This window comes from Actinoplanes hulinensis, from assembly GCF_019429605.1.
Lineage (GTDB): Bacteria > Actinomycetota > Actinomycetes > Mycobacteriales > Micromonosporaceae > Actinoplanes > Actinoplanes campanulatus.
This window is the reverse complement of record NZ_JAHXZI010000013.1, coordinates 121,141-143,664: the sequence shown is the minus strand read 5'-3', so window position 1 is coordinate 143,664 and position 22,524 is coordinate 121,141. Positions and strand designations below refer to the sequence as shown.

The following is a 22,524-nucleotide window of genomic DNA, read 5'->3' as shown; positions in this document are numbered from 1 at the left end:
AGCAGTCGGAATCAGGCGGCTAGGCCGCGCTGAGTTTCTACCACATGAGGTAAGGCTTACCTAACGTCCGATCGACGCGGAGGTGGCCACCACAGTGGATTCGGTCGGCCCGTAAGTGTTGAAGAGCTGGACATTCGGGGCGATTTTCTGCCACGCGGCGACCCGGTCCGGCAGCGCCGCCTCGCCACCGATGATCACTGTGCGTACCGAATCCGGGACCCTGATGTCCTGGGTGGTGAGGGCGTGCACCAGTTCGTGCCAGAACGCGGTCGGCAGGTCGAGCACGGTGAGTCGCAGCTCCGCGCATGCTTTCAGGAACGTCTCGGCCGAGGCGTGCATCTCGGGCTCGCGCAACACCAGCGTCCCACCGGTCGAGAGAGTGCCGAAGATCTCCTCCACACTCGCGTCGAAGTGGAGGGCCGCGAACTGGAGCACCCGGTCACTGTCGGTGAACCCGTACCGGTGGGTGGCCGCCGCCACGAAATGCGACAGGGCGCCCCGGCTGATCTCCACACCGTTCGGGCGGCCGGTCGAACCCGAGGTGTAGATCACGTAAGCGAGCGCGTCCCCCGGCACGTTCCGGTGTACCACCCCCGATCCGGCCACTGCCGAGTCGAGGATCAGGACCGGCCGCGCGTCCTCCAGCACATCCGTGTTGCGTCCCGCCGGGCCGTCCGGGTCGATCGGCAGATACGCCGCACCGGCCAGCAGCACGCCCAGGATCGCCACGATCGCGTCCGGCTCCCGTCGCATCCGCACGGCCACCAGGCTGTCCGCCTCGACCCCGCGACGGGCCAGGCCGGCGGCGACCGCGCCGGCCTTCGCCCACAACTCGGCGTACGTGTACCGCGTCCCGCCCTGCTCGACCGCCCCCGCATCCGGGGCCGACTCCACCTGCGCGGCGATCCGGTCCAGAACCGGCATGGCGTCGCGATCCCGCCACACCGGACGGCGCGGCGCGACCGCCGGGCCCAGCCGCGACCGGCCCAGCGGCGTCTCCGGCTCCGCCAGCAAATGCAGCAGCCGGTCGAGATGATCAGCCAGGCCGGACTCGGTGTAGCGGGCCGGGTTGCCGTCCACCTCCAGGCTCATCCCGGTGCCGTCACCGAAGTCGCGGATGCCCAGCGCCAGGTCCTCGACCGGCCCGGCCGAGATGTTGTGCATGGTGCCGACAGCCGCCCCGAACCGCAGGTCGTTGTCGAACGGCATGGCGTTGACCACCGGACCGAACAGCCGCCGGTCGCTGCCGACCAGCCCCAGGTCACGCCGCATCTGCTCGTGCCGGTAGCGGTGGTGCGGCCGGGACCGTTTGATCTCGGCGGCGATCTGCCGGGCCAGGGCGGGCAGCGTCTGGTCGGGACGGACCGGCACCCGCAGCGGCACGATGTTCATCACGATCGCCGGGACACGCAGCAGCGGGGTGCCGAGGCGGCCCATCACCGGCAGGCCGAGCACGGCCTCGGTCGTACCGGTCATCCGGTGCAGGTAGGCGGCGGTGGCCGCGGCGAACAGCTCCGGCCAGCCGACGCCGAGGCCCTTCAGCTCGGCGGCCCGCTCGGGGCCGATCCGGGTGACCGCCCGGACCGTGTGGTCGGCGACCGGCGCCGGGGCGGCCAGCGCGGCCGGCTCCGGCATCCCGTCCAGGTAGCCGCGCCAGAACTCCCGGTCGGCCGGGTGCTTCGGCGAGGCGAAGTAGGCGCCGGCCACGTCGAGAGCGGTCGCGAACGGGCGGAACGGGCGCCCCTCCCCCGTCGTGTACAGGTCGGCGACCCGGCGGGCCAGCATCGAGAACGCGAACCCGTCGATGGCGATGTGGTGGATCCGCTGATGCCACAGCCACGTCTGCGGGCCGACCCGGAACAGCGCCTGCGCGAACAGCGGGCCCTCGGCCAGGTCCACCGGGGTACGGACGTCCGCCCGCATCCAGGCGAGCGCCTCGTCCTCGCCACACTCGCGGACCGGGAACGGGAACGGCCGCGGGTCGATCACCTGCCATGGGCCGGCGTCGTCGGAGCCGTACCGGGTGTGCAGCGACTCCGCCTCGCCGGCCATCTGCCGGACGGCCGCCTCGAATCGCGCCACGTCGAGCGGGCCCTCGATCCGCACGTAGTCGGCGGTGTTGTAGACCGGGCTGGCCGGGTCGAGCTGCTGGGCGTACCAGAGCGGGGACTGGGCCGGGGACAGCCGCAGGTGTTCGGTCATCGGTGGTTCTCCCAGGTGTTCGCCAGCTCCGGGCCGATCAGCGCGAGCGCGGCCGGGTCGGTCATCTCGTCGTGGGTGCAGGGCACGGGCACCACCCGTACCGATGCGGCGTGCTTCTCCCAGGCGTCCGCCCGGAACGCGTCGTCGGCCTCCTCGTTCGCCGCCGTGAACAGCAGCAACTCGCCGTCGAAGAAGCCCAGCGCGGCGCCGTCGACCTGCCCGCCGGCGGCCGCGAGGTTGGCCTCGATCGCCTCCAGTGCGGGCCGTCCGAGGCCGGCCAGGACCCCCGATCCGCTGAGCGCGGCGAACGCCTCGTCGCGGTCCGCCGGCAGGGCGTCCAGGTCGGACAGGGCGAGCAGGAAGTCCAGGCCGTCGCCGGCCGCCGGGCCGGTTTCTCCGCTTCCTTCTTTTCCGGGGTACGCGTCGAGCAGGGCGAGACGCACGTCCTGCCCGGCGCGGCGCAGCTCGGTGGCCATCAGGTGCGCCACCGTCCCGCCCAGCGAATAGCCGACAAGGTGGTACGGGCCGTCCGGCTGGATCTCGCGGATCAGGGCGAGATAGTCGGCGGCCATCTGTTCGGCGGTCGGGGTGTGCCCGGGTTCGGTCAGGCTGCGGGCCTGCAACGCGTGGACGGGCCGTCTCGTGTACCGGGCCAGCCCGGCGAACGACCAGCCCAGCCCGGCGGCCGGGTGCACGCAGAACAGCGGCTCCCCGTCGCCGGTGGGGCGCAGCGGCAACAGCGGCCGCAGCGCGGCCCCCGGCTCGGCGCCGGAGTCGATCAGCCGCGCGAGGGCGGCCGGGGTCGGGTTGGCGATGATGTCCGGCACCGTCACCGTCCCCTGCAACGCCATCTGCACCCGCACGACCAGCAGCGAGTGCCCGCCCAGGTCGAAGAAGCCGTCCTGGACGCCCACCTGGTCCAGGCCCAGCACGTCGGCGAACACACCGCAGACCAGGCGTTCGGTGGCGGTGCGCGGCCGTCCGCTGCCGCCCACGGTGAACTCCGGCGCGGGCAGCGCCCGGCGGTCCAGCTTGGCGTTCGGGGTGAGCGGCAGCGCGTCCAGCTCGACGACGGCCGCCGGAACCATGTGCTCCGGCAGGGTGGCGGCGAGCCGGTCCCGCAGGTCACCGGCGGGGCGGTCGAGGACCACGTAGCCGACGAGCCGTTTGATGCCGTGGTCGGTGCGCAGGACGACGGCGGCCTGGCGTACCTCCGGCTGCTCTGCGAGGGCCGCCTCGATCTCGCCGAGTTCGACCCGGAAACCACGCAGCTGGATCTGGTCGTCGGAACGGCCGAAGAAGTCGATGTTGCCGTCCTCGCGCCAGGACACCACGTCACCGGTGCGGTACATCCGCTGTCCCGGCTCCCACGGGTTGGCGACGAAACGTCCGGCGGTCAGGGCGGGGCGTCCCGCGTACCCCCGGGCCAGGCCGGGACCACCCAGGTAGAGCTCGCCCTTGACGCCCACCGGGACCGGTCGCAGGGCCTTGTCCAGGATGTATGCGGTGGTTCCCGGGTCGGGGACGCCGATCGGGACGCGGGCGCCGTCCCAGCCGCGCCGGTACTCCCACAGGGTGGAGTTGACCGTCGCCTCGGTCGGCCCGTAGGCGTCGATGAACCGCATGCGCTCGCCCCACCGCCTGGCGAGTTCCGGGGTGACCGCCTCGGTTCCGCACAGCAGCACGGCCCCGGCGGGCAGTTCGGCGTCCGGCGGCAGCGCGCCGAGCACCGCGGGTGGCAGCGCGATGTGGGTGGCGCCGTTCGACGTGATGTAGTCGGTCAGCGCCCGGTCCGCCACCCGCCGGGCGGACGGCACGACGATCGACCGGGCGCCGGTGAGCAGGCCCATCGCCAGCTCGAAGAACGCCAGGTCGAAGCTGATCGACGCGAACTGGAGCACCCTCGAGTTCTCGTCCACGCCGAACGACTCGCGTGCGGTGGCGAGCAGTGCGGCGACGCCCTCGTGGGTGACGACGACGCCCTTCGGCAGGCCGGTCGACCCGGACGTGTAGATCACGTACGCCGGGTGGCGCGGATCCACGTGGACGTCGAGCGGGCTGTCGTCGGTCTCGTCTAGGTCGTCCATGAGCAGCGTCTCGACGCCGGACAGCGCCGCCGCGGTGGCCCGGGTGGCCAGGCCGACGACGGGGCGGCCGTCGGCGAGCATGTGCGCGATCCGGGCCGCCGGGTAGGCCGGGTCGATCGGCAGGTACGCGGCGCCCGCCTTGGCGACGGCCAGCACGGCAATCGCCATCTCGACGTCGCGGGGCAGGGCCAGCGCCACGGTCCGCTCCGGGCCGGCGCCGTGTCTGCGCAGCACCCGGGCCAGCCGGTTGGAGGCGGCGTCCAGTTCGACGTAGGTGAGCCGCCGGTCCTCGCAGACCACGGCGATCTCGTCCGGCCGCTGGTGGGCGGCGAACAGTTCGGCGACGGTCTGCGGCTGGTAGCCGCCGGCCCGGCCGGTGAACCCGGCCAGTTCGCCTGCCTCGGTGGCGGTGAGCAGCGACAACCGGCCGATCGGGGTGGCGGCGGCGCCCGGCACCGCCCGGAACAGGGCGTGCAGCCGCTCACCGAGCACCTCGGCCTCGGCGGTGGTGAACGCGTCCGCCCGGTACCGCAGTTGCAGCACCAGACGGTCGCCCGGGTTCACGGCCAGGGCCAGCGGATAGTGGGTGGTGTCCTCGTCGACGACCCCGGTGATCCGCAGCCCGGCGAACGTCTGCCGCGCCTTCTCCGCGTCGAACGGGTAGTTCTCGAACACGGCGAGGGTGTCGAACAGCTCTCCCGATCCCGCGATCCGCTGGATTTCGGCCAGGCCGAGGTGCTGGTGGTCGAGCAGCCGGGACTGTTCCCGTTGGACGGTGTCCAGGTAGTCGCCGACCGTGCGGTCCGGGTGCAGGCGGACGCGTACCGGAACGGTGTTGATGAACAGGCCGATCATGTCCTCGACGCCGGGCAGACCGCCCGGACGGCCGGACACGGTGGTGCCGAACACCACGTCGTCCTGGCCGGTGAGCTGGCCGAGCAGCAGCGCCCACACGCCCTGGACCACGGTGTTCAGGGTGAGCCCGCGGGTCCGGGCCCAGCCGGTCAGGGCCGCGGTCAGGTCCTCCGGCAGCGTCACCTCGTGCTGTTCCTGAACGGTCAGCGCGGGCGGCGTGTCCGGCGCGACCCGGGTGGGCCGGTCCAGGCCCTCCAGGGCGTCGGCCCAGGCCGCGTGCGCCGCCGCCGGGTCCTGCCCGGCCAGCCACGTCAGATACTCCCGGTACGGGGTGACCGCGGCCGGGCGCTGTCCGGCGTACCGGGCGAACAGGTCGCCGACCAGCAGCGGCGTGGACCAGCCGTCGAGCAGGATGTGGTGGTTGGAGATCAGCAGGCGGCTGCGTCCCGGGCCCCGCCGCAGCAGGGTGAACCGGAACAGTGGCGGCGCGGCCAGGTCGAACGGCGCCCGGTCCTCCTCGGCCGCCCGCTCGCAGTCGGCATCCGTGGGTGCGCCGAGTTCCCGCCACGCGGGTTCCGGGTCGGCCGGGATCACGGCGAGCAGGCCGTGCTCGCCCTGGAGGAAGCCGGCGGCCAGGTTGGGGTGGGCCCGCAGCAGGTCGCGGGCGGCCGTGCGCAGTCGCGCCGCGTCGACCTCGCCCTCCAGGTCGAAGGCGAGCTGCACGGTGTAGACGTCGGCGCCCAGTTCGGCGTGGTAGGCGAGGCCCTCCTGCAACGGTGAGGCGGGCAGCAGGTCGGCGAACCCGGGGTAGGTGGCTTCGAGGCGGTCGATCTCCGGCTGGCCCGTCCTGACCAGTGGGAAGTCGGACGGGGTGTGGCCGTGTTCGCCGCCCAGCCTTCGTAGTGCCGTGAACCAGGCGTCGGCGTAGGCGGCGACCTGCTCCTCGGTGAGCACGCCGTCCGGCCAGGACCAGTCGGCGACCAGTTCGGTGCCGTCCGGGGACGCCTCCGCGTTGATCTCGATGACGTGGGTGGCCGGCATGTCGGCGTCGGCCCCACCCTCGCCGATTCCCTGGCTGCCTTCGGCGGCGGCCACGGCCCGGCCCAGGTAGTTGAAGGCGATCTGCGGCTGGGCGGTGCCGGCCAGTTCGCCGTCCAAATAGCGGAGCAGCCCGTAGCCGATGCCCGAGCCGGGGACCGCCCGCAGCTCCTCCTTGACCCGCTTGATCGAGCCGCCGGCGGAGATGCGGACCGGGTGGACGCTGGTGAACCAGCCGACCGTGCGGGAGGTGTCCACGCCCAGGTCCTCGCGGCCGTGGGTCTCCCGGTCGACCAGGATCGACGGGCGGCCGAACGCGTCGGCGAGGGCGGTCAGCAGCACGTCGTCCACGTTGCCGTGTACCGCGGCCGGGATCGTGGTGAGCAGCGGCGCCGCCCCGGTCAGCGTCCGGCGCAGGTGACGCATGGTGGCCGTGGTGTCCTGGGGCCCGAGTGGGCGTACGCCCAATGGGGTGTTGTCACCGGCGAGAATGCGCCGCCACGCTCCGATCTCGTCACGCCTGCTCGCGGCCTCCTCGGACAGGCGGCGCGACCAGCGGCGGAACGACGTCGGCGCGGGCTCCAGCCGCCGGCCGGTCTGGGCCGCTTCCAGGTCGGGCAGCAGGATCCGCCACGAGACCGCGTCGACGACCAGGTGGTGGGCGACCAGCAGCAGGCGGCCGTCGCCGTGGACGGCACGCAGCATGATCCCGGCGTCGGGGTCCAGTTCCGCCTGGGCGCGGCGGGCGTCGGCGGCCCAGTCGCCTGACCAGTCGCTGAGCACGTCCTCGGCGGTGATCGTGCCCGGCCGAGGAATGATCAGGCGGGTGCCGTCGGTGCGTGCGCGCAGCAGGTCGTGCGTGTCCAGCAGGGCCTGGAGGGCGGCCGGCAGGTTCTCCTTCTCACACGAGATCATCACGGCCTGGCTGAAACCGCGCGTGCCGGCGCCCAGCTCGTGCAGCCAGTGCATGATCGGCGTGAACGGCACCTCGCCGAACGCCTCGGCGCGCGGCTCGGCGTCGTCGCGGACCGCGCCGGCCACCGCGGCCAGGCCGGCCGGGGTGCGGTGGTCGAACACCTGCCGCGGGGTGATCGCCAGCCCGGCCGCGCGGGCCCGGCTGACCAGCTGGATCGACGAGATGCTGTCGCCGCCCAGGTCGAAGAACGCGTCGTCGGCGCCGACCGTCTCCAGGCCGAGGAGCTGGGCGAACAGATCGCACAGGATCCGTTCGGCCGCGGTGACGGGCTCCCTCTTCGTGGTCGCCGCCAGGTCCGGGGCGGGCAGCGCGGCCCGGTCGACCTTGCCGCTGGCCGTCAGCGGCAGCTCGCCGAGGTGGACGATCACCGCCGGAACCATGTAGTCGGGCAGCGTGGCGGCGAGCCGTTCCCGCACGTCGGCGGCCTCGCCGGTCACGTAGCCGATCAGGCGGCGCGCGCCCTCGCCGCGAACCACCACGACCGCCTGGTCGACGCCGGGCAACGCGGCCAGGGCGGCCTCCACCTCGCCCAGCTCGATCCGGTAGCCGCGGATCTTCACCTGGTCGTCGGTGCGGCCCAGCAGCCGCAGGTTGCCGGCCGGCTCCCACATGGCCAGGTCGCCGGTGCGGTACATCCGCTCGCCGGCCTGCCACGGGTCGGCGACGAACCGTTCGGCGGTACGGGCCGCGTTCAGGTAGCCGCGGGCCAGACCGGCGCCGGCCAGGTACAGCTCGCCCGGAACGCCCGGCGGGACCGGCCGCAGCGCGCCGTCCAGGATGTACGTGCGGGTGCCGCCGATCGGCCGCGACCGGCCGGTGGACTGCCAGTGCCAGGCGTCGACGGTGTACTCGGTGGGGCCGTACAGGTTGTTGACGGTCAGGCCGTCGATCGCGGCCAATTGCCGCCACAGGGTGTCCGGGACCGCCTCGCCGCCGACCGACACCACGCTCGGGCGGTGCCGGCCCTCGCCCAGCAGGCCCGCGGTGAGCAGCTGGCCCAGGTGGGCCGGCGTGAAGTCGAGGTAGCCGATCCGGTGCGTGTCGACGTAGGCCGCCATCGGCTCGGGGTCGCGGTAGACGTCGTCGGTGAGCACGTGCAGCTCGTGACCGGCGAACAGCCACAGGATCGGGTCCCAGGCCGCGTCGAACGAGAACGAGGTGGTGTGGGCGATCGCCAGCCGCTGTTCGGTGAACACGCCGGCGCGGTGCGAGGCGAGCAGGTTGGCGATGGCGGCGTGGGTGACCGCCACACCCTTCGGGCGGCCGGTGGAGCCGGAGGTGAAGATGGCGTACGCGGTCTGGCGCGGGTCGATTCGGGTGGTCAGCGGGCCCTCGTCGTAGCCGTCCAGGTCGGGCAGCCCGTCTTCGTCCAGGACCACGACCGGGTGGGTGTCGTCCAGCATGAGCGCGACCCGGTCGGCCGGATAGGTGGTGTCGATCGGCAGGGCGGCCGCGCCCGACTTGAGCACGGCCAGCAGGCCGATCACGTAGGACTCGTCGCGGGGCAGCCGCAGGCCCACGTACGTCTCCGCCCCGGCGCCCTGGGCGATCAGCCACCTCGCCAGCCGGTTCGACGCGGCGTCGAGCTGCGCGAACGTCAGTCGCCTCTGCCCCGCGACCAGTGCGGCCTCGTTCGGGTTCTCGGCCACCGTGGTGGCGAAAACGGCCGGCAGCAGCGGTTTCTCGCCGATCTCAGGGCCGGTCACGGGCGCTGCCGCACCCGGGTTCGGCACTCGGCCGACCAACTGCCGCGCGTCGGTGGCGAAAGCGGTGAGCAGTTGGGCGAGCCGCTCCCCCAGTTCGGTGACCCGGTCGGCGGTGAAGCGGTCCGGGCGGTATTCGAGGTGCAGCTCGAGGGTCTCGGCGGGGATCACCGACAGGCTCAGCGGGTAGTGGGTGGCGTCGCTGCCGCCCACGCCGGTGATGGTGAGGCCGTCGGCGTCGCGGGCCGCCTGGTCCGGGTCGAACGGGTAGTTCTCGAACACGGCCAGGGTGTCGAAGAGCTCGCCCGCGCCGGCCAGCCGCTGGATCTCGGTGAGGCCGACGTGGTGGTGGGCGGTGAGAGCGGCCTGCTCGGCCTGGATGCGGGTGAGCAGCTGGGCGAGGGTCTCGCCCGGATGCAGCCGCACCCGTACCGGGACGGTGTTGATGAACAGGCCGATCATCCGCTCGACGCCGTCCACCTCCGGCGGGCGGCCGGAGACGGTCGCGCCGAAGATGACGTCGTCGCGGCCGGTGAGGCCGGCCAGCAGCATGGCCCAGGCGCCCTGTACGACGGTGTTCATGGTGACGCCGAGGGTGCGGGCCGCGTCGTCGAGCGCCACGTCCAGTCCGACGGTGATCTCGGCCGGGTGGATCGGCTCGCGGTGCCCGGCGGCGGCCGCGAGACACGGCTCGGCGCCGTCCAGCGCCAGCTGCCACGCCTGGCGGGAAACCTGCGGGTCCTGCTCGTTCAGCCAGGACAGGTAGCGCCGGAAGGGCGCGACCGTGGGCAGGCCGCCACCCTGGTAGGCGGCCATCAGCTCGCCGATGAACAGCGGCGTCGACCATCCGTCCAGCAGCAGGTGATGGCTGGTGACGGTGAGCCGCCGCCCGGCCGCGCCGCTTTCGGCCACTGCACCCGGCTCGGCATCGCTGGTGCCGCCGCTTTCGGACAGGCTGGCGTGGATCAACGGGGCGGTGGCGAGGTCGAAGCGGTCCGGGACGGTGTCCGACCACGGCACGCTGGCGGTTTGGGGGACGACCGCGACGACCGAGCCGGCGGCGGTGCGGTGCACGGCGATCCGCAGGTTCTCGTGGCGGGAGAGGACGGTGTCGAGGGCGGCGCGCAGCCGGTCCTCATCGAGCGGGCCGGACAGGTCGATGGTGAGTTCGGTGACGTAGACGTCGGGGCCGGAGTCGTCGAGCAGGGTGTGGAAGACCATGCCCCGCTGGAGCGGTGACAGCGGATGCACGTCGGCGAGATCCGGGTGGGCGGCCTCGATCTCGTCGATCTCGGCCTGGGTAAGGCCCACCAGTGGCAGGTCGGAGGGGGTCCGGCCGCCGCGCTCGACGGCCGCCAGCTCACGCAGGGCGTCCTGCCAGCGCTCGGCCAGGTCGGCCACCGCGGCCTCGGTCAACACCCCATCGGGCCAGGTCAGCACGGCGACGAGGTCGCCGTCGCGGATGTCGGCGTTCACTTCGAGGGGGTACGCCACGGGCAACTCCCGCGCGCCGCCCCGCAGCTGGGACGACTCCGGCGCGGGCGACCACGGCTCGCCGGTGAACGACCCGGCCCGCCCGAGGTAGTTGAAGCAGATCGGCCCGGTGCTGCCGCCGTCGAATCCGACACCCCGGTCCGGTACGGCCCGCAACTGCTCCTTGACCAGCTTCAGCGATGCGGCGGCGTCGCCAGTGCCCGGGTCGAGCCGGACCGGGTAGAGGCTGGTGAACCAGCCGACCGTCCGGGCCGTGTCGGCGCGTGGAAGATCCGCGCGGCCATGGCTCTCCAGATCCACCACGGACACCGTGTCGTCGCCGTAGCCGTGCGCCCGCCGCCATCCGGGCAGCGCCCGGGCGAGCCCGGTGAGCAGCACATCCTCCGGGTTGCCGTGGAACGCCACCGGCACCGCCGACAGCAGTGGCTCCGCCGGGACGCTGATCTCCAGCCGCCGCAGCGTGGCGGTGGTGTCCACAGCCGGGTCGAGCGGGCGGTCCCCGAGCGGCGCTCCGGCGGCCCGGGCAGCCGTCCAGAGGGCGGTCTCGGAAGCGGCGTCACGCTCAGCGAGCAGGGTGGTCCAGCGGCGGAAGGAGGTGCCGGCCGGGGTGACCGGGTGGCCTTCGCAGGCGGCGGCCAGGTCGGGGAGCAGGATGCGCCAGGAGACCTCGTCGACGGCCAGGTGGTGGATGACCAGAAGCAGGCGGTCGCCTTCGTTCAGCCGCAGGCGGACGGCCTCGATCATGCGGCCGGCGGCCGGGTCCAGGCGCTGCTGGGCGGCCGTCAGTTCGGTGGCCACATCGGCACCGCCCACTCGGAACGGGACAGCGGCGCCGGGAGGGGGAACCGACAGGTCCCAGCCATCGGTGAGGGCGGCTCGGAGCAGGTCGTGTGCGTCGTAGACCGCCTGTAGGGCCGATCGCAGCGTGTCGTCGGTGAGGCCGTCGGGCAGGTGGACCAGGATCTCCTGGCTGTAGCCGGCGGCCAGAGCCATGTCGCCGCCGGTCAGGTCGCGCAGCCAGCGGATGATCGGGGTGGCCGGAATCCTGCCGTAGGCCGCGTCGCGTGGCTCGGCCCGGTCGAGCGTGACCGGCGCTGCTACGGCGGCGAGCGCCTCGACCGTACGTTCCTCGAAGACCTGTCGTGGGGTGAGCATGAGGCCGGCCGCGCGGGCCCGGCTGACCAGCTGGATCGACGAGATGCTGTCGCCGCCGAGGTCGAAGAAGCTGTCGGTCATCCCGGCGGACACCCCGAGCACCTCGCCGACCAGGGTCTGGATCAGGCGTTCGGCGTCGGTACGCGGCGTACGGGAGGCGCCGGCCGGCTGCGCCGGGGCGGGCAGGGCACGCCGGTCCACCTTGCCGGACGGGGTGAGCGGGAACGCGTCGAGGGTGACGATCGCGGACGGGACCATGTAGTCGGGCAGCCGGTCGCGCAGCAGGGCCACATCGGCGGATCCGACGACGTAGCCGACGAGTCGCCGTACCCCGGGATGGTCTTCGCGGACCATGGCGACCGCCTGGATCACGCCAGGGAGGGCGGCCAGTGCGGCCTCGATCTCGCCCAGCTCGATCCGGTAGCCACGGATCTTGACCTGGTCGTCGGCGCGGCCGAGCAGTTCGAGCCGGCCGTCGGTGAAGCGGGCCAGGTCGCCGGTGCGGTACATGCGGCTCTCACCGAACGGGTCGGCGACGAAACGCTCGGCGGTCAGGCCGGGCCGGTTGAGGTAGCCGCGGGCCAGACCTGGGCCGGTCAGGTACAGCTCGCCGGTCACGCCGGGCAGCACCGGGCGCAGCGCGGCGTCGAGGACCCGCACGGTGGTCCCGGCGATCGGCGTGCCACCGTCGGGGGTCCACTGGTACGCGTCGACCGTGTACTCGGTCGGCCCGTACAGGTTGAGGGCCCGCACCCCGGCGTCGAGCAGCGTCCGCCACAGCCCCGGCGGCACGGCCTCGCCGCCGACCGACACCACCGACGGTACGTGGCCGGGGCCGGTGAGCAGGCCGCGGTCGACGAGCTGTTCCAGGTAGGCGGGGGTGAAGTCGATCCCGTCGATCCGGTGTTCGCGCAGGTGGGCGAGGAACACGTCGGGGTCGGCGTAGTCGTCGAGGACGTGCAGCTCGTGCCCGGCGAGCATCCACAGGATCGGGTCCCAGGAGGCGTCGAACCCGAACGACGCGGTGTGCGTGATCCGAAGTCGGCCGGCCGACGGGAAAAGGTCACGGCGGTGCCCGGCGAGCAGGTTCGCGATCGAGCCGTGGCTGACGACGACGCCCTTGGGCGTACCGGTGGATCCCGATGTGTGGATGATGTAGGCCGCCTGGCCCGGCTCCGGCGAAACCGGCGGCGGCGTAGCCGCACCGCCGGACGGCAACGTGTCGAGGGTGACCACCGGCCGTGCGTCGGCGAGCATGAGCGCCACCCGGTCGGCCGGGTAGGCGGCGTCGATCGGCAACGCGGTCGCACCGGCCTTGAGCACGCCGAACAGGGCGACGATCGCGTCCGCGCCACGCGGCAGCCGCAGCGCCACCACCGTCTCCGGCCCGGCGCCCAGTGCGAGCAGCGTGTTGGCGACCCGGTTGGACTCGGCGTCGAGTTCGGCAAAGGAAAGCGTCCGGTCCGGCCCGACGACAGCCGTGCCGGTGTGCTCGGCCAGACAGGAGGTGATCGGCGTGAACGGCGACGCGCCGGCCGGCGAGGACGGCAACGCGGCGACCGGCGTGAGCGGTTGCGCAGGGTGGCCGTACTGGGCCGAGTCGGCGGTGACGACGCTGGTCGCGGCGACCAGCCGCCCGGTGTCCGCACCGATCGTGCCGAGAAGGGCGGCGAGTTGCCCGGCGATGGTTCCGGCTTCCTCAGGAGAGAAGCAGTCCGGCCGGTAGTCGAGGTGCGCCTGGAGCCCGTCACCCGGGGTGACGGTGACGTTCAACGGATAGTGGGTGGCGTCGCGCCCGGCGACAGCGCCGATGGTCAGCCCGGCGACGGTCTCGGCGGCCTTCTCCGGGTCGTAGGGGTAGTTCTCGAACACGGCGAGCGTGTCGAAAAGGTCCCCCTCCCCGGCAAGGCGCTGCACCTCGGCGAGGCTGAGGTGCTGGTGGTCGAGCAGAACCGCCTGCTCGGCCTGAACCCGTCGCAGCAACTGGCCGAGCGTCTCCGCGGGGTCGAGCCGGATTCGCACGGGCACGGTGTTGATGAACAGCCCGACCATCGTCTCGACGCCGGGCACCTCGGCGGGCCGGCCGGACACGGTGGCCCCGAACACCACGTCGCTACTGCCGGTGAGCTGCCCGGCCAGAAGAGCCCAAGCTCCCTGCACGACGGTGTTGAGGGTGACGCCGAGCCGCCGGGCGGCGGCCGACAGCCGATCGCCGTCGACCGAAACCGTGATGGTGCCGGGCAGAACCGCCACGCGGGCGTTCGCCGGCCCGGACACAAGGGTGGGGGTGACGTCCTCGAGCGCAGACCGCCAGGCCTGCCGCGAGGCCTCCCGGTCGGTGCCGGCAAGCCACCGGAGGTAGTCGCGGTACTGCGGGGCGGCGGGCAGACTCCGCCCCCGGTACAGGTCGAACAGCTCCCCGAGCAGCACCGGCGTGGACCACCCGTCGAGCAGCACGTGGTGGTTGCTGAACAGCAGCCGGTGCCGGTCCACACCCTGCCGCAGCAGCGCGAACCGGGCCAGCGGCGCCCGGGTGATGTCGAACTTGCGGGCCCGGTCGCGTTGCTCGAACCCGTCGTCGAAGTCGGCCTCCAGCCACGGCACGTCCACGGTGGCCGGAATCGCGGCGACCGTCCGCCCGTCGCCGGTGCGCCCGAACCAGGCCCGCAGGTTGGCGTGCCGTGCGAACAGCGTGTCCACGGCCCGCCGCAGCGCGGCTACATCCAACGGCCCGGCCAGATCGATGGCGAGCTGGCTCAGATAGACATCGGGCGCGTCCGCGTCGAACTCGGAGTGGAAGAGCATGCCCTCCTGCAACGGCGACAGCGGGCACACGTCGACCAGCCCACCACCGAGCGCGTCCAGATCACCCTGGGTGACGTCGGCGGTCACGTCGGACGGCGTCAGCCCTCCCTCAGTGAGCTGTGCGATTTCGGTCAGCTCGGCGAACCACGCCTCGGCCAGCGCCCGCACGTCGGCCTCGTCGAGCACCCCACCGGCCCACGTCCAGGTCGCCCGCAGCTCACCGCCCACGGTCGCGGCGTTAACCTCGACGGCGTGCGGCAACGGCATGTCCAGCGCCCCACCGGCGGCGGCACGCTCCGGCGCCACCCCGAAATCGACGTCCGCAGGCGCCGGCATCCGCCCCAGATAGTTGAAACCGATCTGCGGAGCGGGCACATCGGCAAGCTCACCCGAGAGCCACCGCAGAACCCCAAACCCAAGGCCGTTCCCTGGTACGGCGCGAAGCTGCTCCTTGACCGATTTCAGACTCGTGGCCGTGTTCCCGCCAGCGGAGAGCCGGACCGGGTAGACCGTGGTGAACCAGCCCACGGTCGCGTCGAGCCCGTCCACCTCGCGGCCGTGGCCCTCCAGGTCGATCAGCGCGCCCGCACTCCCCCGCCACGCCTGCACGGCCCGGGTGAGCCCGGTGAGCAGCACGTCGTTGGCCCCGGCATGGAAGGCGGCGGCCACCGTGCCGAGCAGCGGCCCGGCCACCGCGGCGGGCAGTGTGAGGGTCAGCTCGCGGGAGGTGGCGGTGGTGTCCAGCGCCGGGTCCAGCGGCCGCGACCCGAGCAGCGGCTCGTCCCCGGCCAGCACCGATCCCCAGTAGGGCAGCTCGCCCGACCGGTCCTCGGCGGCTTGGGCCTGCGCGAACCTCCGGAACGAGGTGCCCGACCGCAGCAGCGGAGTCCCCGCGTAGGCGGCCCGCAGGTCGTCCAGGATGATCCGCCAGGAGACACCGTCCACGACCAGGTGGTGGATCACCAGGATCAGGCGGCCGGGCTCGTCCCCATGGTCGAGGTGGACGGCCTGCACCATGCGGCCGACGCCTGGGTCGAGCCGCGCGATCGCGGCCGCCGACTCGACATCGACCAGCCCTTGCCACACCGGCTCAGACCGGCCGCCCGATGGTTCGGTGGCGGTCGGCACCAGCGGAACGGCCCGGAACCAGTCGGTGGGCAGTTCGCCCGGGACGGTCAGCGTGTCGCCGTCGAGGCGGGACCGGAGCAGGTCGTGGCGGTGCAGCACGGCGGTGAGGGCTGGTTCGAGGTCGGCGCCGGCGGGCACCCGCAGCACCACCGACTGGTGGTACCCGGCGGTGACCGGGCCGAGCGACGTCAGCCACGCCGCCATCGGGGTGGCCGGGATCTCGCCGAGCGCGTCGGCGGCCGTCTCCACCGGGGCGCCGTCGAGTTCACGGGCCACCGCAGCGAGCGCCCGCGGCGTCTGGTGGGTGAACACGTCCCGCGGGGTGACCACGAGACCGGCGGCGCGGGCCCGGCTGACCAGCTGGATCGACGAGATGCTGTCGCCGCCCAGGTCGAAGAACCCGTCCGTGACACCGATCCCGGGCACCCCGAGGACCTCGGCGAACAGGCGTGCGAGGGTGGCCTCGGCGGCGCTGGCGGCGGCCGCGTTCTCGACGGCCAGATCCGGGGCGGGCAGCGCGTTGCGGTCCAGCTTGTCGTTGGCGGTACGCGGCAGCGCGTCCAGCACCACGACGGCGACCGGGACCATGTAGTCGGGCAGGCGCTCGGCCGCGTACGTCTTCACCGTGGCCGGATCGGCGGCGCCCACCACGTACGCGACAAGTTGTCTGCCACGCTCCTCGCGGATGACGACCGCGGCCTGGACCACCGCGGGGTGTTCGAGCAGCACCGCCTCGATCTCGGCGGGTTCGATGCGGAAGCCGCGGATCTTCACCTGGTCGTCGGCGCGGCCGAGGATGCGCAGCACCCCGTCGGAGCCGAAGCGGGCCAGGTCGCCGGTGCGGTACATGCGGCCGCCGCTGTACGGGTCGGCCACGAACCGGGTGGCGGTGAGCGCCGGGTCGCCGAGGTAGCCGCGGGCCACCGAGGCGCCGCCGACGTACAGCTCGCCGGTGACCCCGGCGGGAACCGGGCGCAGGGCGGCGTCGAGGACGTAGGCGGCGCTGCCCGCGGTGGCGGCCGCGCCGGTGTTCCACCAGACGTAGCCGTCCACGGTGGTCTCGGTGGGCCCGTACTGGTTGATGGCGAGAAGGCCGGGCTGCGCCAGAAGACGGTCCCAGAGGGCGGCCGGGACGGCCTCGCCGCCGACCGTGACGATGCCCGGGTGGTGGTCGCCGTCGAACAGGCCCTCCGCGACGAGCTGGGCCAGGTAGGACGGGGTGAAGTCGAGGTAGTCGATGCGTTCGGAGCGCAGCAGGGCGAGCAGCGCCTCCGGGTCACGGTAGGTGTCGCCGTCGACCACGTGCAGGGTGTTGCCGCCGGCCATCCACAGGATCGGGTCCCAGGAGGAGTCGAAGGTGAACGGGGCGGTGTGGGCGATCCGCAGCCCGTCGGCCGGGAAGAGGCGGGTGGCGTGCGAGGCGTAGAGGGTGCCGAGGCTGCCGTGGGTGGCGACGACGCCCTTCGGGGTGCCGGTCGACCCGGACGTGAAGATCACGTAGGCGGCGGTCGATGGGTGCGGGTACGGCATCTGGTCGACCGGGCCGTCGAGGGCCGGCAGCGCGTCCAGGACCAGCAGCGGTTTCGCGGCGGCGGTCATGGCGGCGATCCGCGTCTCCGGGTAGGACGGGTCGAGTTGCAGCGACGCCGCTCCGGAGCGCAGCACACCGAGCAGCGCCACGACCGCGTCCACCCCGCGCGGCAGCCGCAGCCCGATGACCGTTTCCGGTCCAGCACCCTGCCGGCGTAGCCAGGTCGCGAGCCTCTCCACGGCCACGTCCAGCTCGGCGAAGGAGAGAGCCCGTTCACCGTCGGTGACAGCGGTCCGGTCCGGGGTGCGGCGGGCCTGCGCGGCCAGCACCTCGGGAACGGTGACGGCCGCGATCGGCGCCGCCGCGACCGGCCGCTCGGCGGGCGCGAGGATGTCGAGGTCGCCGATCGGCCGGTCGGGTGAGGCGACGGCGGCCGCGAGCAGGTGGGTGAACCGGTCGGCGAGCTGGGCAACGGTGGCCGGGTCGAACAGGTCGATGCGGTATTCGAGGTAGCCGGCCAGGCCGTCGGTGCCGGGGGTCTCGGCGACGCTGACGGTCAGGTCGAACTTGGCGATCTCCGGTTCGGTGTAGGCGATCTCGGCGGTCAGGCCGGGAAGGACCGGTGCCTGCTGCATGCCGTTCTGGTAGGAGAGCATCACCTGGAACAGCGGGCTGTAGGCGGCCGACCGGCGTGGGTTGACCGCCTCCACGACCCGGTCGAACGGCAGGTCCGCGTGGTCGTACGCGGACAGGTCGACGGCCCGGACCCGATCGAGCAGCTCGCGGAAGCCGGGGTTGCCGGACGTGTCGGTGCGCAGCACCAGCGTGTTGACGAAGAACCCGACGAGCCGGTCCAGGGCGGCGTCCGCGCGCCCGGCGACCGGCACGCCGATCGGCAGGTCGGTGCCCGCGCCGAGCCGGGTGAGCAGCGCCCCGAGTCCGGCCTGGAGGACCATGAACAGGCTGGTGCCGGTGCTGTTGGCCAGGTCGCGCAGTCCGCGGTGCAGGTCGGCCGGGATGGTGAAGCCGTGCAGGCGCCCGGCGCTGGACGCGACGGCCGGGCGGGGCCGGTCGGTGGGCAGTTCGAGGACCTCGGGCAGGCCGTCGAGCGCCGACGTCCAGTATTCGGCCTGTTCCGTGCCGATCGCGCCGAGCAGCTCGGTGTGCCAGAGGGTGTAGTCGGCGTACTGCACCGGCAGCGCGGTGAAGTCCGGCGCGATCCCGGCGGTGCGGGCCGTATAGGCCACGGCCAGGTCGGAGCAGAGCGGTTCGAGGGACCACTCGTCCCCGGCGACGTGGTGCAGCAGCAGGAGCAGCCGGTGCTCGTCCGGCCCGTCGGCGATCAGTGCGGCCCGCAGCGGCGGCTCCGCGTCCAGGCGGAACGGCGTGTTCACCGCCGCGTCGAAATCGTCCGGCGGCAGCACCGGCAGTGTGACCGGAATCGGGTCGAGGATCTCCTGGTACGCCTCCCCGTCCTCGGTGCGCAGCACGGTCCGCAACGTCTCGTGGCGCACGGTCAGGTCGGTGATCGCGGCGGCCAGCGCCCGGACGTCGACCGGTCCGGACAGCTTGAGCACCAGCGGCAGGTGGTAGGTGGCGCCCGGCCCGTCCAGGCGGTCCAGGAACCACAGGCGTTGCTGAGCCGCGGAGAGGGGAAGACGCTCCGGGCGTACCCCTGCTGTCAGTGAAGGACGCTGCGGACCCGCAGCCGTCAGGCGCAGAGCGAGTCCCGCGGGCGTCGGGGCTTCGAAGACGGACCGCAGCGGCATCTCGGCGCCGAGTTCGAGGCGGATCCGGCTGACCATGCGGGTGGCGAGAAGCGAGTGGCCGCCGAGGGCGAAGAAGTCGTCGTCGGCGCCGACCGTGTCCAGGCCGAGCAGGTCGGCGAAGATCGTGCAGAGGGTGCGTTCCTGCGGGGTCTCCGGGGCGCGGCCGGTCGCGGTGATCGCCGGGGTGGGCAGGGCGCGGCGGTCGAGTTTGCCGTTCGGCGACAGCGGCAGCGCGTCGAGCCGGACGGTCACGGACGGGACCATGTAGGCGGGCAGGGTGCGGCGCAGCGGTTCCAGGTCGACCGGGTTGACGGTGTAGCCGACCAGCATGTCGTTGCGGACCGCGACGGCCGCGGGGCCGCCGGACGCCGTGGTCAGGGCGGCCTCGATCTCGCCCAGCTCGATCCGGAAGCCGCGCAGTTTGATCTGGTCGTCGGTGCGGCCCAGGTATTCGACGGCGCCGTCGGAGCGCCAGCGGGCCCGGTCGCCGGTGCGGTACATGCGGCCCGCGCCGAACGGGTTGGCGACGAACCGTTCGGAGGTGAGCCCGGACCTGTCCAGATAGCCGTGGGCCAGCTGGATTCCGGCCAGGTACAGCTCGCCGGGAACGCCCGGCGGGACCGGCTTGAGGTGGCGATCCAGCACGTATAGGCGGGTGTTCCAGACCGGACGGCCGATCGGTACGACCTGGTCGCCGGGCGCGCACGCCCAGGAGGTGACGTCGACGGCGGCCTCGGTGGGTCCGTACAGGTTGTGCAACTCGGCCGGGAGCAGGGCGAGGCAGTCGCTCGCCAGGGCAGCCGGCAGGGCCTCGCCCGAGGTGATGATCCGGCGCAGCCCGGTGCAGGTCGCGGCGGTCGGCTCGGCCAGGAACGCCTGGAGCATCGACGGCACGAAGTGGACCGTCGTGATCTGCTCGTCGCGGATCAATTCCGCCAGGTAGGCGGGGTCGCGGTGGCCGTCGGGGCGGGCCACGACGAGGTGGGCGCCGACCAGGAACGGCCAGAAGAACTCCCAGACGGAGACGTCGAAGCTGGCCGGGGTCTTCTGGAGGACCCGCTCACCTTCCTGGAGCCGGTATTCGTGCTGCATCCACAGCAGGCGGTTGACGATGGCGACGTGTGGGACGAGCACGCCCTTCGGCCGGCCCGTCGATCCTGAGGTGTAGATGAGATAGGCGGGGTCGGTCTCTTTGACCACCGGAAGATCAACTGCTGCGTCCGAAAGATCAATTCCGGTCAAAATCACCGCGGGATCGGCGTCGGCCAGCATGAACGCGATCCGGTCCGCCGGCAGATCGGGGTCGATCGGCAGATACGCGCCACCGGCCCGCTGCACCGCGTGCAGGGCAACGACAAGATCAAGAGACCGGGGCATCTGTACGGCGACGATCCGTCCCCGGGCGCCCCGCGCGACCAGGCGGCGGGCCAGCGCATCGACCCGCTCGCCGAATTCCCGGTAGGACAGGGTCGAACCCTCGAAGGTGACAGCCGGCGCATCCGGGGTCGCGGCGATCCGCTCGGCGACCAGACCGGGCAGGGTCGCCCGCACGATCGGCCGGTCCGTGTCGTTCCACCGGTGCAGGACGGCGTCCCGCTCATCCGCGGTGAGCAGGTCGATCGCGCCGATCGGCCGGTCCGGCTCGGCCACCGCGGCGGCCAGCAGCCGGGTGAACCGGTCGGCGAACGTCTCCATGGTGGCCCGGTCGAACAATGCGGCCCGGAACTCCAGCCCGGCGTGCATCGGCTGCCCGGCGCCACCGTCGGCGACGCTCACCGTCAGGTCGAACTTGGCGTCCCCGGCCGGCGTGATCTCGATGGCCGCGTCCAGTCCGGCCAGATCCAGGGTCTCCCCCAGCCCAGCCCGGTAGACCAGCAGCGTCTGGAACAGCGGGTGGTACGCCAGCGACCGCGCCGGGTTCAGCCGCTCGACGAGCCGGTCGAACGGCAGGTCGGCGTGATCAAAAGCGGCCACGTCGGTCTGCCGCACCCGGTCCAGCAACTCGGCGAACGTGGGATCGCCGGAGGTGTCGGTGCGCAATGCGAGGGTGTTGACGAAGAAGCCGACCAGATCGTCGAGGGCGGTGTCGCCACGGCCGGCGACCGGGGTGCCGACCACGATGTCGGTGCCGGCGCCGAGCCGGGTGAGCAGGGCGGCGAGGCCCGCGTGCAGCACCATGAAGACGCTGCTGCCGGCGGCCGCGGCACGAACCCTGTCGGCCAGGTCGGCGGGCAGGTGGAAGCCGACGGTGGCGCCCTCGCCCCCGGCGACGGCCGGGCGGGGCCGGTCGGTGGGCAGGTCCATCACGTCGGGGGCGCCGGCCAGGGCGTCGCGCCAGAACGCGATCTGGGTGGGTTCGGCGGCGGCGAGCAGTTCCCGCTGCCAGAGGGCATAGTCGGCGTACGAGACGGGCAGTGCCGTCCAGTCCGGGGCGTGACCGTCGCGGCGGGCCCGGTAGGCGGTGGCCAGATCGGTCATCAGCGGTTTCATCGACCACTCGTCGCCGGCGATGTGGTGCAGCAGCAGGACCAGGTCGTGGGTGGTGTCGTCGATCCTGCGCAGCGCGGCCCGCAGGGGCAGATCCTGGGTCAGGTCGAACGGCTCGCGGATCGTCGCGGCCACGTCGCCGGTGCGCCCGAGGACCGGCCGATCGTCGAGGACGCGCTGGTAGGGGACGCCGTCCGGGCCGGCCGGGAAGACCGTGCGCAGGGTGGCGTGCCGGTCGGCGAGATCCCCGATGGCGGCATTCAGGGCGGGCACGTCCAGGTCGCCGGTGAGCCGGGCGATCAACGGCATGTGGTACGCGGTGGTGTCCTCGTCGAGGCGGCTCAGGAACCACAGGCGCTGCTGGGCGTACGACAGGGGCACGGTCTCCGGCAGGTCGCGGCGGGTCAGCGCGGGCCGCGCCGGGGCCTGCTCGGTGGAGGCGGCCGCCACCCCGGCCGGGGTGGGCGCGGCGAACAGGTCACGCAGGCTGATCTCCCGGCCCAGATCGGCGCGGAGCCGTCCGATCAGGCGGGTGGCGAGAAGCGAGTGGCCGCCGAGGGCGAAGAAGTCGTCGTCGGCGCCGACCGTGTCCAGGCCGAGAACGTCGGCGAACAGGGCGCACAGGGCGGCTTCGAGCGGGGTGGCCGGGGCGCGGCCGGCGACCACCGGCATCTCGGCCGCCGGGAGGGCACGCTTGTCGACCTTGCCGTTCGGGGTGAGCGGCAGCCGGTCCAGCCGGACGATCACCGCCGGGACCAGGTAGTCGGGCAGGGTGGCGGCAAGTTCGGCGCGCAGCGCGGCCGGATCGACGTCACCCGCCACGTAACCGGCCAGGCGGACCACCGGGCCGGGCACCGCCAGGACGGCCGCGCCGGCCACACCGGGCAGCGCGGACAGGGCGGCCTCGATCTCGCCGAGTTCCACCCGGAAGCCGCGGACCTTCACCTGCTGGTCGGCGCGGCCCACGTACTCGATCTCGCCGTCCGGGCGGACCTTGGCCAGGTCGCCGGTACGGTACATGCGGTCGCCGGGGTCGCCGTACGGGTCGGCCACGAACCGCTGGGCGGTCAGCGCCGGCCGCCCCCGGTAGCCGCGTGCCAGCGACGGCCCGGTCAGGTACAGCTCGCCGACCACACCGGACGGCACGGGCTGGAGCCCGGCGTCGAGGACGTACGCGCCGGTGTGCTCCAACGGGGTGCCGATCGAGACGGTGGCGGAATCCCGGAGGTCGGGCATGGTGTGGCGCTCCCAGCGAACGACGAACAATTTAGGTGAGGCTAACCTATGTTGGCCT

General features: G+C 73.1%; 2 protein-coding genes. Both read right to left on the bottom strand.

Features of this window, described 5'->3' with window-relative positions; all coding sequences use genetic code 11:
* Positions 1-60 precede the first annotated feature (60 nt).
* Entirely contained in the window at positions 61-2,202 is a 2,142-nt protein-coding gene (locus KZ829_RS24635) for an AMP-binding protein (protein WP_220146280.1), read from the bottom strand.
* On the bottom strand, positions 2,199-22,496 hold the full coding sequence (locus tag KZ829_RS44120; protein ID WP_220146279.1) for a non-ribosomal peptide synthase/polyketide synthase: 20,298 nt from the start codon (positions 22,494-22,496) through the stop codon (positions 2,199-2,201). Before KZ829_RS44120 ends, KZ829_RS24635 begins: the two co-directional genes overlap by 4 nt.
* Positions 22,497-22,524: the final 28 nt, after the last annotated feature.

Bases quoted from the DNA above. Each gene is read 5' to 3' on its own strand.
- KZ829_RS24635 (WP_220146280.1), bottom strand. From the start codon at position 2,202: ATGACCGAACACCTGCGGCTGTCCCCGGCCCAGTCCCCGCTCTGGTAC.